Annotated in this window: 14 protein-coding genes; 9 read left to right on the plus strand and 5 right to left on the minus strand. The window is 71.3% G+C overall.

Features of this window, described 5'->3' with window-relative positions; translation table 11 throughout:
- Positions 1-31: 31 nt before the first annotated feature.
- From AB0C35_RS14620 to AB0C35_RS14630, 3 genes are all read left to right on the plus strand, one after another.
- On the plus strand, positions 32-1,378 hold the full coding sequence (locus tag AB0C35_RS14620) for a hypothetical protein (protein WP_358454977.1): 1,347 nt from the start codon (positions 32-34) through the stop codon (positions 1,376-1,378).
- Positions 1,379-1,457: 79 nt separating this feature from the next.
- The gene (locus AB0C35_RS14625; protein ID WP_358454980.1) at positions 1,458-2,321 is read left to right on the plus strand and encodes a hypothetical protein; all 864 of its coding nucleotides are present in this window, start codon (positions 1,458-1,460) and stop codon (positions 2,319-2,321) included.
- 5 nt (positions 2,322-2,326) lie between these two features.
- Positions 2,327-2,557, plus strand: a complete 231-nt coding sequence (locus AB0C35_RS14630; protein WP_358454983.1) for a hypothetical protein — start codon at positions 2,327-2,329, stop codon at positions 2,555-2,557.
- Between the two features lie 28 nt (positions 2,558-2,585).
- On the opposite strand, the gene AB0C35_RS14635 is transcribed toward AB0C35_RS14630, so the two are convergent.
- Both AB0C35_RS14635 and AB0C35_RS14640 read right to left on the minus strand, forming a co-directional pair.
- On the minus strand, positions 2,586-3,248 hold the full coding sequence (locus AB0C35_RS14635) for a response regulator transcription factor (protein ID WP_358454985.1): 663 nt from the start codon (positions 3,246-3,248) through the stop codon (positions 2,586-2,588).
- Positions 3,245-4,375 (minus strand): sensor histidine kinase, encoded by a 1,131-nt coding sequence (locus tag AB0C35_RS14640; RefSeq protein ID WP_358454988.1) that lies wholly within the window; start codon positions 4,373-4,375, stop codon positions 3,245-3,247. Before AB0C35_RS14640 ends, AB0C35_RS14635 begins: the two co-directional genes overlap by 4 nt.
- 220 nt (positions 4,376-4,595) lie before the next feature.
- On the opposite strand from AB0C35_RS14640, the gene AB0C35_RS14645 reads away from it, so the two are divergent.
- Positions 4,596-6,776, plus strand: coding sequence for an MMPL family transporter (locus AB0C35_RS14645; RefSeq protein ID WP_358454991.1), 2,181 nt, complete (start codon positions 4,596-4,598; stop codon positions 6,774-6,776).
- 77 nt (positions 6,777-6,853) lie between these two features.
- On the opposite strand, the gene AB0C35_RS14650 is transcribed toward AB0C35_RS14645, so the two are convergent.
- Together AB0C35_RS14650 and AB0C35_RS14655 are read right to left on the minus strand one after the other, a co-directional pair.
- On the minus strand, positions 6,854-7,090 hold the full coding sequence (locus AB0C35_RS14650; RefSeq protein WP_358454994.1) for a DUF397 domain-containing protein: 237 nt from the start codon (positions 7,088-7,090) through the stop codon (positions 6,854-6,856).
- Between the two features lie 115 nt (positions 7,091-7,205).
- Complete coding sequence (locus tag AB0C35_RS14655) at positions 7,206-8,645, minus strand: S1 family peptidase (RefSeq protein WP_358454997.1); 1,440 nt, start codon at positions 8,643-8,645, stop codon at positions 7,206-7,208.
- Positions 8,646-8,861: 216 nt separating this feature from the next.
- On the opposite strand from AB0C35_RS14655, the gene AB0C35_RS14660 reads away from it, so the two are divergent.
- Both AB0C35_RS14660 and AB0C35_RS14665 read left to right on the plus strand, forming a co-directional pair.
- Positions 8,862-9,446 carry a sigma-70 family RNA polymerase sigma factor gene (locus AB0C35_RS14660; protein WP_358454999.1) on the plus strand — a complete coding sequence of 195 codons (585 nt, stop codon included), beginning with the start codon at positions 8,862-8,864 and terminating at the stop codon, positions 9,444-9,446.
- Positions 9,443-10,429 carry a CU044_5270 family protein gene (locus tag AB0C35_RS14665; protein ID WP_358455002.1) on the plus strand — a complete coding sequence of 329 codons (987 nt, stop codon included), beginning with the start codon at positions 9,443-9,445 and terminating at the stop codon, positions 10,427-10,429. Before AB0C35_RS14660 ends, AB0C35_RS14665 begins: the two co-directional genes overlap by 4 nt.
- A gap of 44 nt (positions 10,430-10,473) precedes the next feature.
- On the opposite strand, the gene AB0C35_RS14670 is transcribed toward AB0C35_RS14665, so the two are convergent.
- Positions 10,474-11,037 carry a TetR family transcriptional regulator gene (locus AB0C35_RS14670; protein WP_358455086.1) on the minus strand — a complete coding sequence of 188 codons (564 nt, stop codon included), beginning with the start codon at positions 11,035-11,037 and terminating at the stop codon, positions 10,474-10,476.
- 318 nt (positions 11,038-11,355) lie between these two features.
- On the opposite strand from AB0C35_RS14670, the gene AB0C35_RS14675 reads away from it, so the two are divergent.
- From AB0C35_RS14675 to AB0C35_RS14685, 3 genes are read left to right on the plus strand one after another with little or no spacing between them, the layout of a single operon-like run.
- Positions 11,356-12,984 carry an AMP-binding protein gene (locus tag AB0C35_RS14675; protein WP_358455004.1) on the plus strand — a complete coding sequence of 543 codons (1,629 nt, stop codon included), beginning with the start codon at positions 11,356-11,358 and terminating at the stop codon, positions 12,982-12,984.
- A complete protein-coding gene (locus AB0C35_RS14680) occupies positions 12,985-14,091 on the plus strand; it encodes an acyl-CoA dehydrogenase family protein (protein WP_358455007.1) in 1,107 nt (368 codons plus the stop codon).
- Positions 14,091-15,263: an acyl-CoA dehydrogenase family protein gene (locus tag AB0C35_RS14685; protein ID WP_358455009.1), complete on the plus strand. Its 1,173-nt coding sequence runs from the start codon at positions 14,091-14,093 to the stop codon at positions 15,261-15,263. Before AB0C35_RS14680 ends, AB0C35_RS14685 begins: the two co-directional genes overlap by 1 nt.
- The last annotated feature ends 4 nt before the right edge of the window (positions 15,264-15,267 follow it).

Genomic DNA, 15,267 nt, shown 5'->3' on the forward strand with positions numbered 1-15,267 from the left:
TCTGAGCCCGCCCCCAGGCCGGAGGATCACCATGAAACGACTGCCGACCATCGCAGTGGCCGCCGTCCTCGCGTCCCCCGCAGCCCTGACCCCGACCGCCGCCCACGCGCTCGCGGGCCCCGCGCACTACACCGGCACCCTCCCCGACGGAGCCACCTGGATCGCCGACGTCCCGGCCGACTGGAACGGGACGCTCGTCCTTTTCAGCCACGGGTTCGGCCCCCTCACCCCGGCCAACCGCCCCAGCGAGGCCGCGGGCAAGGCCCTGCTCGACCGCGGCTACGCCCTCGCCGGCTCGTCCTACGACCCCTCGGGCTCACTCTGGGCCCTGGGCAGCGCCGTCCGGGACCAGCTCGCCACCGGCGCCGCCGTCTCAGAGATCATCGGCCGCCCGCGCATCACGCTCGCCCTCGGCCAGTCCATGGGCGGCCTCGTCAGCGCCAAGATCGCCGAGACTCGCGGGGTGGACGGCGTCCTCACCGCCTGCGGCATCGTCGCCGGCGGCGTCGACCTCAACAACTACCAGCTCAACGCAGGCCACACCGTGGCCACGCTCCTGGCCCCGGACCAGGACATCAAGCTCACCAACTACGAGACTCCCGCCGAGGCCGCGGCCGCGGGAGCCCAGCTCACCCAAGCGGTCAGGGACGCCCAAGCCACCCCCGCCGGCCGCGCCCGCATCGCCCTGGCGTCCGCCTTCCTCAACCAGTCACCCTGGTTCTCCGGCGACGCGCCGCCGCCCCGCCACGACTACGCCGCCCAGGAGCACCAGCAGTACCAGTGGCTCACGTCCGGCGGCGTCCTCAACTTCATCTTCGGCGGCCGCTACTGGATCAACCTGGCCTCCGGCGGCGACAGCGCCTGGAACCAGGGCCTGAACCACTCGCGCCTACTCCACGAGTCCGGCAACCACCGCCAGGTGAAGGCCCTCTACCGCGCCGCGGGCCTGAACCTGAAAGCAGACCTGTCCCACCTGACCGCCACCGCCGCCAAGAAGGTCGAACCACGCCCGCTCGCCTGGATGGCCCGCACCTCCCAGCCGACCGGCCGCGTCAACGTCCCGGCCTTGAACATCCACACCATCTCCGACCAGCTCGTCCCGGTCGAGCACCAGGCCGAGTACGCCGCGTCCGTCCGGCGGGCCGGCCGCACCCATCTCCTGCGCCAGGCCTATGTCCACCGCATCGGCCACTGCAACTTCACCGCGTCCGAATACATGGCCTCCCTCCAGGCCCTGGAGAAGCGCGTCAAGACCGGCCACTGGCCGAACACGACCGCCCCGTCCCTGAACAAGGCGGCCGAGTCCCTCTCCCTCGACCCCTCAGCCTTCATCCGCTACCGCCCAAACCACCTCGTAGCCCAACCAGCCCACCCATAACCCACTGTGATGTAAGCCACACGCTGAGTCATTGGATAGTCAAGGTATCTAACCGTGATGCCAAAGTAACTTTCCGTGCATGGTCACCGCAGTCCACGAAGGACCTATCCAGATCATCCGCGACAACCCGGAGGTCATAGCCCAGATCTTGCGCACCGCGTTCGACATCGAGGTCGGGGACGACCTGGTGATCAGATCGACGTCCGAAGAGTGCACCCAGATCGCCCCGACCGCCTACCGAGCCGACAACGTCGTAGAGATGTGCGAAGGGGGCTCCGCGGAGACGACCCTCGCCGTCGTCGCGGAAATGCAGCAGAAGAAGGACCTGCGGAAACGCAAGTCCTGGCCCGTCTACCTCACGACGCTCCACGGCAAAACCGCCTGCCCGTGCTACCTGATCGTCATCTGCCCCAAGCGCTCGGTCGCCGAGTGGGCACGTGAGCCGATCAGGATCGGCCACCCCGGTTTCACCCTCAAGCCCCTGGTAGTCGGCCCGGGCACCAAGCCGCTCGTCACCACGACCGAGCAGGCGGCGCAGATGCCCGAGTTGGCCATCATCAGCACGCTGGCCAACGTCAGCACCCCCACCAGGGAGTCTTTGGAGATCACCCACGCCGCCCTCGCCACCATCGAGAACGCCGGCCACGAAAACGCCGATCTGTACACTGACCTTGTGGTCAGCGCGCTGCCGAGGCTGGCGCGTCGCATCCTGGAGGAACTCGTGTCCACTGGTACCGCCGAATACAAGTTCAAGAGCGACCTCTTCCTCCGCCACCAAGCCCTCGGGGAGGCGGGGTCGGTGCTGAAGGTTCTCGCCGCGCGGGACCTGTCGGTGTCGGATGAGGTTCGTGAGCGGATTCTGTCCTGCCGGGATCAGGAGCGGTTGGACGAGTGGCTGGCCCGGGCCATCACGGTGGACTCCGCCGACGAGCTGTTCGACTGACCGCGGTGAGCACCACTGGCAACGAGATCAAGAAGAGCGCCCTCTTCCTCCGTAACAAAGCCATCGGCAGAGTTGAGGGCGAGATAAGGGTTCTGTTCGTCGTGCTTGAGGCTCGCGGGCTGAGTCTGTCCGACGAGGCGCGTGAGCGGATCATGGCCTGCACGGACGAGGAGCAGCTCACCGAGTGGGCAACCCGCGCAGTGACGGCGTCGTCCGCCGACGAGCTGTTCGACTGACGTCGTTTGTGGCGTGGTTGTCTCTCGTTCAGGGGGTTCGGGGGGTTACCAGGCCGGATTCGTAGGCGAGGACGACCAGTTGGGCGCGGTCGCGGGCGTGGAGTTTGATCATGGCCCGGTTGAGGTGGGTCTTGGCGGTCACGGGGCTGATCACCATGCGGTCGGCGATCTGGCCGTTGGACAGGCCCTGCGCGGCCAGGGCGACGGCCTCGCGTTCGCGGTTGGTCAGCTCCTTCAGTTCCGTGCCGGCTCCCGTGTTGAGCGGCTGTGCGACGTACCGGCTGATCAGCATTCTGGTGATCGACGGTGCGAGCAGGGCGTCACCGCGTGCGGCGACGCGTACGGAGTGGAGGAGGTCTTCCGGCTCGATGTCCTTCACCAGGAATCCGGCGGCGCCGGCGCGCAGGGCGTTGAAGACGTACTCGTCGAAGCCGTAGTTGGTCAGGATGACGACGTGCACGCCGGCGAGGGCCGGGTCCGCTGCGATGCGGCGGGTCGTCTCTATGCCGTCCATGACCGGCATCTGGATGTCGATGAGCGCGATGTCGGGGAGGTGCTCCCTGATGAGCGCAAGGCCCTGCTCGCCGTCGGCGGCCTCGGCGACCACCTCGATGTCGTCCTCGGCGTTGAGGAGCGCGCGGAATCCGCCGCGGAGGAGCGGCTGGTCGTCGACCAGGAGGACGCGGATCACTGCGGCCCGCCCACGGGGAACTCGGCCTCGACGCTGAAGCCGCCCTCGCTGCGCGGTTCCGCGCGCAGGCGGCCGCCCAGGGCGGTGACCCGCTCGCGCATTCCGAGCAGCCCGACGCCCGGCACGGGGGCGGTTCCCGGCATGGCCTTGCCGTCGTCGTCGACTCGGATGGCGAGGGTGTCCGGACGGTAGTCGATCCGGATCGACGCGGTGGAGGCGGCGGCGTGGCGGGCGGTGTTGGTGAGCGACTCCTGGACGATCCGGTAGGCGGTCCGGTCCACCGCCGTCGGCACGTCGTGGCGTTGGCCTTCGATCGTCAGGGTCGTGTTGAGACCCGTCCAGCGGGCCCGTTCCACCAGGTCGGGGACGTGGTCGAGCCCATGTGAGGGGGGCGTGGCGTCGTCGCGCAGCGTCTCCAGGGTCGCCCGCAGTTCCCGGGTCGCCTCACGGCCGGCCTCCTGGATCGCCAGCAGGGCCTCCGGTACCTGTTCGCCGCGCTTGCGGGCCAGGTGGACCGCGACTCCGGCCTGTACCTTGATGATCGAGATCTGGTGGGTCAGCGAGTCGTGCAGTTCCCGCGCGATGTGCAGCCGTTCCTCGGACGCGCGCAGCCGGGCGGTCTCCTCCCGGGTGCGCTCGGCCTCGTCGGCCCGCCGCTCGGCCTGCCGCAGCGCCTCACCGGCGGCACCGGCGGCGATCAGCCAGGCGATCTCAAGCGCCCCCCTGGCCTGTGCGAACGCGTCGCTCGCGGGCCCGTCCGCCGGGGAGGCCATGGCGGCGAGCGGTAGCGCGGCCAGCAGGGCCACGCTCGCCGCCAGCGTGATGATGCGGTGCCCCGCGCGTACGGCGGCGTACACCGCGAACAGGTACGCGACGGCGGGCACGTCGAAACCGACGGCCTGGTAGCCCAGCGCGCAGAGCCCGGTGACGGCCAGGACGGGGACCGGGGCCCGGCGGCCGGCGGCCAGCACCAGGCCGCTCGCCACCAGCAGGGCGTAGCCGAGTACGTCGAGATCCGTGCCGGGGTGGTCCCCGGCCAGCGCGGTGGCCAGCAGCGTCGCCGTCACGCATGCCGCGATCACCCAGCGTCCGGCCCTGGTCCAGGCGACCGCCAGTCCTGTGCTCATAGGCGCACCTTAGCCGCGCGGCGCCGCGTGCGACTCCTGCCGGCGGACGAGCGGCCGGCTACCGCGCACGCAGTACTTCCGCGATTCCTGCGGCTTCCGCGGTAACGGAATGCGCCATTAGCGGTAGCGCGAATTGCATGCGTGTGGGGGACGACCGGCAATGTGTCCGGCGGGCAGAATCGGGGCGCATTGTGAAAAAGAAGAGAGTTGGGGAGAGATGATGTCAACCGAGACTCCGGCCGCGGGCGGGGTCCTGGCGGGACTGGCCCGGTTCTGTTACCGGCGCCGCCGCCTGGTCCTCCTGACCTGGATCGTCGGCGTGATCGCCGTGGCGTTCGCCGGCTTCGGCTACGGCGCGGCCCCCGACAACGACTTCTCCGGCGGGGATTCCGGGTCCGCCAAGGCGCAGGAGCTGATCGAAAGGCATTTCCCCGAGCGGCAGGGGGACACGCTGACTCTCGCGATCAAGGCGGAAAAGGGAATCGACGATCCGGCCGCCCGGCGGAAAATCGAGAAGGTCATCGCCGATCTGTCCGCCTCACCCGTCACGGGACCGGTGACGTCGCCGTATCAGAACACGGACCTGGTGACCGATGATCGCCGCATCGCCCGCACGACCATCCCGCTGACCGACGAGGAAGCGGAGAAGGCCGAGGTCAAGCCGCTGGTCGACACGGTCAAGGACGCCTCCGGCGACGGCGTGACGCTGGGGCTCGGCGGGGAGAAGGCCGAAAAGGCCGAGACGCCCGCGCAGGGCCCGGCGGAGAGCGTGGGCGTCCTGGCGGCGGCGGTGGTCCTGTTCATCGCGTTCGGGTCGCTGGTGGCGATGGGCCTGCCGATCGTGACCGCGCTGATGTCGATCCTCGGCGGCATCGCCCTGATGAAGCTGGTAGGGCACGTGTTGCCCGCGCCCGAGTTCACCGTGCTCTTCGCCGCGATGATCGGGCTAGGTGTCGGCATCGACTACGCGCTGTTCATCGTGACCCGCTACAAGGACGGCCTGCAGGGAGGCGACGACCCCGAGAGCGCCACGGTCACGGCCATCACGACCGCGGGTCGCGCGGTGATGTTCGCCGGCACGACCGTGGTGATCGCACTGCTCGGCCTGATCGTCATGGGACAGCGGCTGATGACCGGAGTGGCCATCGCCACGTCGGTGACCGTGCTGGTGACGATGATGGCCGCGCTGACCCTGTTGCCGGCGTTCCTGGGCTTCACCGGCCACAAGATCAACTCGCTGCGGCTGCCCCGGCGCACCTCCCGCCGGGACGGGCCCGCCGATGCCCCGTCCGGGGAGCGTCGTACTCCCGCCGAGCGCTGGGCGGGCGTGGTGCAGCGCAGGCCGCTGGTCGCCGCGCTGCTGGCCGGCGCGGTTCTGCTGGTGCTGGCCGCGCCCGCGCTGTCGATGCGGCTGAGCCAGCCCGACGCCAGCGTCCAGCCCCACGACAGGAGCAGCTACACCTCCTACGAAATCATCTCTGAGGGGTTCGGTCCCGGCTACGGCGCGCCCCTGGTCTTCGCCACCCTGGTCGACTCCAAGGACGCCGATCTGCGTCCCGTCGTCGGCGCGGTCGGCGCGGCCGAGGGCATCGCCCACGTCACACCGCCCCAGGTCAGCCAGGACGGGCGGGCCGCCACCTTCATGGCCTTCCCGACGACCGGATACCAGGACGAGGCGACCGCGGACCTGGTGCACCGCCTCCGCGACGACGTGCTGCCCACGACGCCCGGCGGCGAAGGGGTCCACATCGGCGGCCCGAACGCCGGCACGATCGACTTCGCCGACGAGGTCGGCTCGCGCCTGCCCCTGATGATCGCGGTCGTCATCGCGATGTCCATGCTGCTGCTGATCGCGCTGGTCCGGTCCGTCACGATCGCCCTGCAGGCCGCCGTGGTGAACCTGCTGTCGATCGGCGCCGCCTACGGCGTGATCGTCGCGGTCGTGCAGTGGGGATGGTTCGGCCCGGCGCTCGGCTTCCCCACCGAGATGCCGATCACGACCTGGGTGCCGATGGTGATGTTCCCGGTCCTGTTCGGCCTGTCGATGGACTACCAGGTCTTCCTGATCTCGCGGGTCCGTGAGGAGTACGAGCGCACCGGCGACACCCGGACGGCCGTCGCCCGCGGGCTGGCGCGGACCGCCAAGGTCATCACCACCGCGGCGCTCATCATGATCGCCGTCTTCACGACCTCGCTGCTCGGCCCCGACGTCGCGGTCAAGCAGGGCGGCCTGGGCATGGCCGTCGCCGTGCTCATCGACGCCTCCATCGTCCGGATGATCCTCGTCCCGGCGGTGATGGAACTGTGCGGCAAGGCCAACTGGTGGATGCCCGGACGCCGGGCACCGGTGGCGGCGCCGGTCTCACCGGCCGGGGCCGTCGGGGAAGAGGCCAGGGTCTGACCCGTCCTCTGACGCCGCGAGTGGACTGCGGGACGTGTTGAGGCGCCCCCGGCGGTGTGCCGGGGGCGCCGCGTGCTTCAGGGGGCCTCGGTGGGGTCCTCTTCCAGAAGATCGTCGAACTCGCCGTCCTTGACGCCTGCGATGAAGGCGTCCCACTCGGCCTCGGTGAAGTAGAGGATCGGCCCCGCGGGGTTCTTGGCGTCGCGCATGACGACGGCCCTCTCACCGAAGTCCTTGTGCTGGACGGGAACGTCCTTGCCATCGATGAACTCGATGATGACCCCGTCGCTGAGGATCGGTTCCTGCTCGGTCACTGGCACACCTTCTTCGTCCTGGCCGCTGTCGGGCTCAAGGCTAGTGCGTGAGAGGACGGTGACGCACCGGAACCGGATCCCCGGCTGCCCCGCGGGAGGGCGGCCGGGGGAGCGGTCACGGAGCGTCGAAACCGAGGGTGTACTGGCCCGAGCCGCTGTAGGCGTGGACCCGGTAGCGGTAGTAGCCCGCCGTGCCGTTGTAGGAGATGTTCTCGTCAGGGGTGGGGCTGATCGACTGCGCCACCGTCTGCCATCCCGCGCCGTTCCACTTCTGCAGGTACAGGTCGAAGTCGGTGCCGTCGGGACCGTCGAGGCAGGCCGAGTGGGTTCCGGAGGAGGTGCTGCGGTAGTAGCTGCCGTCCGGCTGGTAGTCGCTGCCGCCGGAGCTCAGCGAGCCCGTCGCGGTGTCCTGGCGGCCGTCGCAGGCGCCGGGGTCGCCCGGCCCGGGGTCGCCGGGTCCGCCGCCGGAGGTGACGAGTTCGCGGCCCTGCTGGGCGAGGATCTGCAGAACCTCGCCGACCGGCTGGAAGTACATCTCGTCCCCGCCGCCCTGGCCGTCCCGGCAGGTGCCCGAGCCGCCGGACGTGATGCCCTGCGCCTGACCCTCCGGGGTGAACAGCGCGCCGCCCGAGTCACCGGGGTCGGCGCAGATGTCGGTCCGGATCAGCCCGGTGACCGTGCCCTCCGCGTAACGGACGGTCGCGCCGCGCTGGAGGATCTGGCCGCACCAGATGCGGGTGTTGGTGGTGGAACCCGAACGGCAGACCTCGGAGCCGACCGGTGCCTCCACGGCACCGTGGATCGTCTGGTAGGTGCCGTCCCACTTGTTGACGGTGGGCGTGGGCGTCCACTGGCTGTTGGTGTTGACCCACGCGTAGTCGTTGCCGGGGAACGAGGAGCCGCCGAACGCCCCCTGCGCGACCTGGTTGGCGCCGCTCGTCGTCTCGCCCTGGTCGCCGCAGTGGCCGGCGGTGACGTAGCCCCCGTCGACCGAGAACGCCACCGAGCAGCCTGCCGAAGGCGTCCAGTACCGTTCGCCGCCGACGATGTCGTAGAGCGGACGCGGCGTGGCCGTCGAGTGGACGTAGCGCACCGCCGCGGCGTCGACGCCGCCGGCCTCGGCGAACCGTTTCACGGCGGCCTTGGACGACGCCTTGACGACGACGCGGTTGGTCTCCGGGTCGACGTACCAGGCGGTCACCGACCGGGGGGCCGACCCGGCGTGCCGGTTCAGCTTCTTCTGGACCGCGCCGAGGTCGCGGGCGGTGTACTTCACCACCTTCGGCACCGCGCCGGCCGCCTTGATCGCGGGGGCGGACGCGGCGTCGGTGGTGGCGACGACGACCTTGGAGCCGTGCTCGACCCAGGCGCCGCCGAACGCCGCGCCGAGCGAGATCTTCAGGTGCTTCTGGATTCCGGCGGCGCGGTCCGCGGGTGCGGCGGTGACCTGCGGCCGGTCGGGGGCGGTGGGGGCTTGCGCGTGCGCCGGGGTCGCCAGCGACGCGGTCAGGCCGGAAACGGCCATGACGCCCAGCACCAGGTGTCTGCGGGCCATGTGGGCGCTCCTGGGGGGTGGGGGTGAGGGATGGACGCCCCGATGCCCGGAATGCTGGACCGCCTGAACGCCGTGGACAACGCATCGCACCCGACTGGCTTTTCACAGTTGATTGCGTTTCGCCCGAACGGCGCGAACGCATGGAGGGCGTTCGGCGAAGCAGGGATGAACATCCAATGCTCCGGAAGGGCACGACATGACCCGAGAAAGACCGGCATGGTCGCGGTGACCACCGGCGACGCCGAGATCCTGCGGCGGTCCCGGCACGAGCCGGAGCTCTTCGCCGCGCTCTTCGACCGCCACTACGCGGCGATCCACGGCTACGCGGCGCGGCGGCTCGGGCGGGGGCCCGCCGACGACGTGGCCGCCGAGACGTTCCTCATCGCGTTCGACCGGCGCGACCGCTACGACCTGTCGCGGGACGACGCCCGGCCGTGGCTGTACGGGATCGCGTCCAACCTCATCTCCCGGCATCACCGCGCGGAGGCGCGCCAGTACCGGGCGCTGGCCCGGGCCGGCGCGTCCGAGGCCGCCGAGGGGCACGACGAGCGGGTCGCCGGGCAGGTGGACGCGCAGGCCGCGCGGGGGCCGCTGGCGGCGGCGCTCGGCGGGCTTTCGCGCGGCGACCGGGACGTCCTGCTGCTCGTCGCCTGGGCGCAGCTCGGCGTGCGGGAGGCGGGCGAGGCGCTCGGGATCCCGGCCGGGACGGCGCGCTCCCGGCTGTACCGGGCCCGGACGAAGATCCGCGCCGCGCTGGGCGAGACCGATCCCACGACCCTTGGAGAGGACATCGACCGATGAACGACCTGGAGATTCTGCGCGACGCCTGGGCCGAGCCCGAGGCGCCCGCGGAGGCGTCCCGCGCCGCCGCCCGGACGGCCCTGCTCGAACGCGCGACCGGTGTGCCGAGGCGGCGGTTCCGGCTGTCGCGGTTCGGCGTCCGGCTCGTGGCCGTGGGAGCCCTGGCCGCCGCCGTGGCGGTCGGTGTGACGGTCGTCCAGACCGCGGGCGGCACCGACCGGGACGGCAACCCCCGCCCGGTGGTGCCCGGGATCCCGGCGGGCCCGGTGGCCAACGCGTCCGAGGCGCTCGAACGGGCGGCACGCGCGGCGGAGACGCGCACGTTCACACCGCCCCGACCCGACCAGTGGATCTATATCGAGTCCCGGGTGCGGAGCGGGCCCACGCCGAACGGCCCGGTCTCCAAGAACCCCGACAAGGACGTCGTGACGCGCAACTGGCAGCGTGCCGACGGCACGAAGTCGGCGACGATCGAGGACGGGAAGATCCGGTTCGCCGGGATGATGCCGACGACGCCACCGTCCGACTACGCCTCGCTGGCCGCGCTGCCGGCCGATCCGGACGCGCTGCTGAAGTGGATCTACAAGGAGATGGGCGGGCTCGGCGCGACGAAGGAGGGACGGTACTCGACCGCGTACGCGATGTTCGGTGCGATCCTGCGGACCAACGTCCTGCCGCCCAAGATCGAGGCGGCGGTGTTCCGGGCGATCAAGAAGATTCCCGGCGTGACGCTCGTGAAGGGCCGGGTGGACGCGGCGGGACGTCCGGCGGTGGGGCTCGGTCGCGTCACGGAGGGCTACCTGCACCGGGAACTGCTGCTCGACGAGGAGAGCTATCGCTACCTGGGTGAACGGTCCGTCGTGATCGAGGACCACACGACCCGTGGCCTCGACGGCATCCGATCGGTGGAGAAGGGCGACCTGATGAACCTGACCGTCCGCCTCAAGGCGGGCATCGTGGACAGGCCGGGGCAGCGGCCCTGACTTCCGGAGGGAGGGCGGGCGACACGGTCGCCCGCCCTCCGCCGTCAGGGGTCGATGAGCAGGCGGGCGGCGGAGATCTCCAGGCGGGCCTGGATCTCCTCCGCGGTGGCGTTACCGCGCAGCATCTCGATCATCTCCATCGTCCAGATGCCGGCCAGCGCCCGGGCCACGAGGCGGCGCGGGTCGTCGTCGGAGATGTCCTGCGGCGGGCCGGACGAGGCGAGCAGCAGCAGGCCGGTCATCCGGTCGCCGAAGTCGGTCTTGACGTCCGACAGCAGCAGGGAGCGGATCAGCGCCTCGGCCAGTTCCGGTTCGCGCATCAGCCCGCGGGTGGCGCGCATGAGCACCTCCACCGCGCGCTGCGGCGCGTCGCCGGCGCGGGGCGGGCGGCGCTCGATGCTGCCTTCGAGGAGGTCGAGTTCCTCGCTGACGACGGCGACGACCAGGTCCATCTTGGACGGGAAGTAGCGGTACAGGGTACCGAGGGCGACCCCGGCGCGCTCGGAGACGGTGCGCATCTGCATCGCCTCGATGCCGCCGCGCGACGCCAGTGCGGCGGCCGCCTGCACGATACGCTTGCGCCGCTGGTGCTGGCTGCGGGAGCGCACGCTCTGCCCCGGCCGGCCGGCCGCCTGTTCCGCGGGCTGACCCGGGGTCTCGCCCCCGGTCACTGTCGGCTCTGCGGTCACGGTCGATCCCTCCTGTGCGGGCGCGGTCGCCCGACGTGTCCCGCCAAGGATACAGCTCTTATGAGAACGTGTTATCTGATCGTCGGCGGGCGGCGGGCCCGCCGGGTCCGGCCATCCGGTCGATGAACCCTGGCTTGCTAGGCGAATCTGCCCGCGAACGAGGGCGATCATGCCTCTGGACACAGACTAGAATCTGTTCTACTTTTTCGCCGTGGGGTGGTCCTCGGAGGTGGCGGGATGAGCGTCGCGGCACTGCTGGAAGCGCGGGCGGACGACGGCCGTCCCGGACTGCGCTCGGCCGGCGACGGCCGGTCGTGGACCTGGCGGGAGGTCGTCGCCGAAAGCGCGTCCCGCGCCGCCTGGATGGCGGGCCGGGCGGGCGGGGAGCGTCCCGTCCACGTGGGCGTTCTCCTCGACAATCTGCCCGAACTCGTGTTCCTTCTCGGCGGGGCGGCGCTGTCGGGCGCGGTGGTCGTCGCGCTGAACCCGACCCGGAGCGCCGCCGAACTCGCGGGCGACGCCGAGCGCGCCGACTGCGACCTCGTTCTCACCTGCCCCCGGTACGCGGAGAAGGCCGCCGAGCTGGGTCTGCCCGTCCTGGACGTGGAGGACGACGCCTACCGCGCGCTGCTGGCCCCCTTCGCCGGTTCCCCGCTCCCCGGCACCGCGCGGATCGGCGACGGAACCCTGCTCATGCTGATCTTCACGTCCGGGACGTCGGGCCGCCCGCGCGCCGTCCGCGTCACCCACCGGAAGGTGGTCGTGCCGGGCGAGATGCTCGCCGAGCGCATGCTGTCGCCGGAGTCGGTCGTCTACTGCCCGATGCCGCTGTTCCACTCCGGTGCGGTGATGGCGGCGTTCGCGCCCGCGCTCGCCGCCGGAGCCGAACTCGTGCTGCGGGCCCGGTTCTCGGCGTCCGCCGTCCTGCCCGACGTGCGCGCGCACGGCTGCACCTACCTCCACTACGTCGGCAAGGCGCTGTCGTACGTGCTTGCCACGCCGCCGGGTGAGGACGACGCCGCCAACCCGCTTCAGTTCGCGTTCGGGAACGAGGCGGCGCCGCTGGAGCAGAAGACGTTCGGGGAGCGGTTCGGCTGCTTCGTCGTCGACGGCTACGGCTCGACCGAGACCGCGATCTCGCTGGCGCCCGACCCGTTCGGGCCGTCCGGCGCCCTCGGGAAGCTGCCGGACGGCGTCGCGATCCTCGACCCGGCGACCGGTGAGCCGTGCCCGCCCGCCGTGTTCGACGGCGCGGGACGGGTCCTGAACGGCGACGCGGCCATCGGCGAGCTGGTCAAGACCGGAGACCTCGGCCTGTTCGACGGCTATTACAAGGAAGACGCCCCCGACCGGCTCCGCGACGGCATGTTCTGGAGCGGCGACCTCGCCTACGCCGACGCGGACGGCTACATCTTCTTCGCCGGACGCAACGCCGACCGGCTCCGCGTGGACGGCGAGAACTTCGGCGCCGCCCAGGTGGAACGCGTTCTGGCGGAACTGCCCGGCGTCCGGCAGCTCGCCGTCTACGGGGTCCCGGACGCGGCGTCCGGCGACCAGGTGATGCTGGCGATCGCCGCCGACGACTTCGACCCGGAGGCGTTCGCCGGCTACCTGCGCGGCCGCGCCGACCTGAGCCCGAAGTGGCCTCCGCGGTACGTGCGGGTGATGCGGGAGCTTCCCGCGACCGCCTCCAACAAGATCCTCAAACGCCGGCTCGTCAAGGACGGCTGGCACACCGATGACCCGGTGTGGTGGCGGCCTGGCCGGGACCTCGCCTACCGCCGGATGACCGCGGAGGACGCGGCCGGCATCCGGGCGGACTTCGAGCGGCGCGGCCGGCTGCACCTTCTGGAAGGGAGCGGATGAGTGGACTTCAACCTGGACGAGACCCAGCAGGAGCTCAAGGGGCTCGCTGCGGGCCTGCTCGCGCGTGAGGCGACGCAGGAGCGGCTGGAGGCGTTCGAGAAGAGCGGCGCGCCTTACGACGCGGTGACCTGGAAGGCCCTCGCGCAGGCGGGGCTGCTCGGGGCCGTCCTGCCGGAGGACGCCGGCGGCGCGGGCCTCGGCCAGGTCGAGCTGGCGGTCGTCCTGCGGGAGACCGGCCGCGCGGTCGCGCCCGTCCCCGTGTACGCGTCGCTCGCGCTGGCGGCCGTCCCGATCGGGCGGCACGGCACCGCGGGGCAGCGCGCCCTGCTCGTCCCGCTGACCGAGGGCGAGACGGTCCTGACCGGCGCGTACCGCGAGGTCGGGCCGACCGGGGAGGTCACGACGACGGCACGGCGGGACGGAGACGGTTTCGTCCTCGACGGGGTGAAGACGTTCGTCCCGTACGCGCGGGAGGCGTCCCTCATCCTCGTCCCGGCGCGCATCGAAGGCGAGGGCGTCGGGGTCTTCCTCGTCGAGCCCACCGCCACGGCGATCACCCGGCAGCCGTCGGCGACGACCGAGCCGCTGTCGCGCGTCGCGCTGGACGGCGTGCGGGTCGGGCCGGACGCCCTGCTCGGCGGGACGGCGGACGGCGCCGCCTGGGACACCCTGCGCCGCTCGGCCGTCGCCGGCGCGGTCGCCGTCTCCTCCGGTGTGATCGAGGGCGCGCTGGAGCTGACCAAGGAGTACGTCAAGGCGCGCGAGCAGTTCGACCGCGCCCTCGCGCAGTTCCAGGCCGTGACGATGCAGATCGGCGACGTCTACATCGCCAAGCGCGCCCTGGACGTGGCCGTCTGGGCGGGCGTGTGGCGCCTCGCGGAAGGCGACGCCGACGCCGACGAGGTCCTCGCCGTCGCCGCGTACAACGCCTGCGACCCCGTCGTGAAGGCCCTGTACACCTGCCAGCACCTGCACGGCGGCATCGGCCTGGACGTCACCTACCCGCTGCACCGCTACTTCGCCTGGGGCAAGCAGTGCGCGCACCTGCTCGGCGGTGCGGAAGACCAGCTCGACTCGCTCGGCGCGCTCGTCTCACAGGAGGCCTGATGTTCATCGATCTGACCGACGAGCAGAAGAAGCTCCGCGCCGAGCTGCGCGAGTACTTCGAGGGCTGCCTGGACGAGGAGCAGCGCGCCGCCATCCTGGACGACCCGTTCGGGACCGCCTACATGGAGCACTGCAAGCGGCTCGGCCGCGACGGGATGCTCGGCGTCGCGCTGCCGAAGGAGTACGGCGGCCGCGGCTACGGCCCCGTCGAGCAGACGATCTTCGCCAACGAGATCGCCCGTGCCGAGGTCACCTACCCGCTCATCACGCTGAACTCCGTCGCGCCGACGATCCTGCAGTACGGGACGGACGCGCAGAAGGAGTTCTTCATCCCGCGCATCCTCGCGGGGGAGTGCCACTTCGCGATCGGCTACAGCGAGCCGGGCGCCGGCACCGACCTCGCCGCCCTGCGCACCACCGCCGTCAAGGACGGCGACCACTACGTCGTGAACGGCCAGAAGATCTTTACGTCGGGGGCGAACACGGCCGACTACGTGTGGCTCGCCGCGCGCACCGACCCGGACGCGAAGAAGCACAAGGGCATCTCGATGCTCATCGTCGACTGCGCGGACCCCGGGTTCTCCTGGACGCCGATCATCACGATGGACGGCCGGCACCACACCAACTCGACGTATTTCCAGGACATCCGCGTCCCCGCGGACATGCTGATCGGCGAGGAGAACAAGGGCTGGGACCTCATCGTCAACCAGCTCAACCACGAGCGGGTCACGCTCGGCCCCGCCGGCAACATCGGCCACACCCACGTCCGGTTCGAGCGCTGGGCCCGCACGACCGCCGGGCGGGACGGCCGGCCGCTCATCGAGGAGCCCGCCGTCCGCCGCGCGGTCGCGCAGATCTACGCCTACCTGCGCGTCAACGAGCTGCTGAACTGGCAGGTCGCCGCGAACCAGGACCTCGGCTGGCTGGGTGCGGCGGACGCGTCCGCCACCAAGATCTACGGCTCGGAGCGGGTCCAGGAGGTCGGCCGGATCGTCGGCGACGTCCTCGCCCGGTACGGCGACCCGGGCGACCCGGTGACCGCGGAGTTCATCGAGGTCACCGACCGCCTCGCCAAGGGCGCGCTCGTGCTGACGTTCGGCGGCGGCGTCAACGAGATCCAGCGCGAGCTGATCGCGATGATCGGCCTCGGCCTGCCCCGCGCGCCCCGCTGAGGTC

Origin of the sequence: Spirillospora sp. NPDC048819 (assembly GCF_040650055.1) — a bacterium.
Classification (GTDB): domain Bacteria; phylum Actinomycetota; class Actinomycetes; order Streptosporangiales; family Streptosporangiaceae; genus Spirillospora.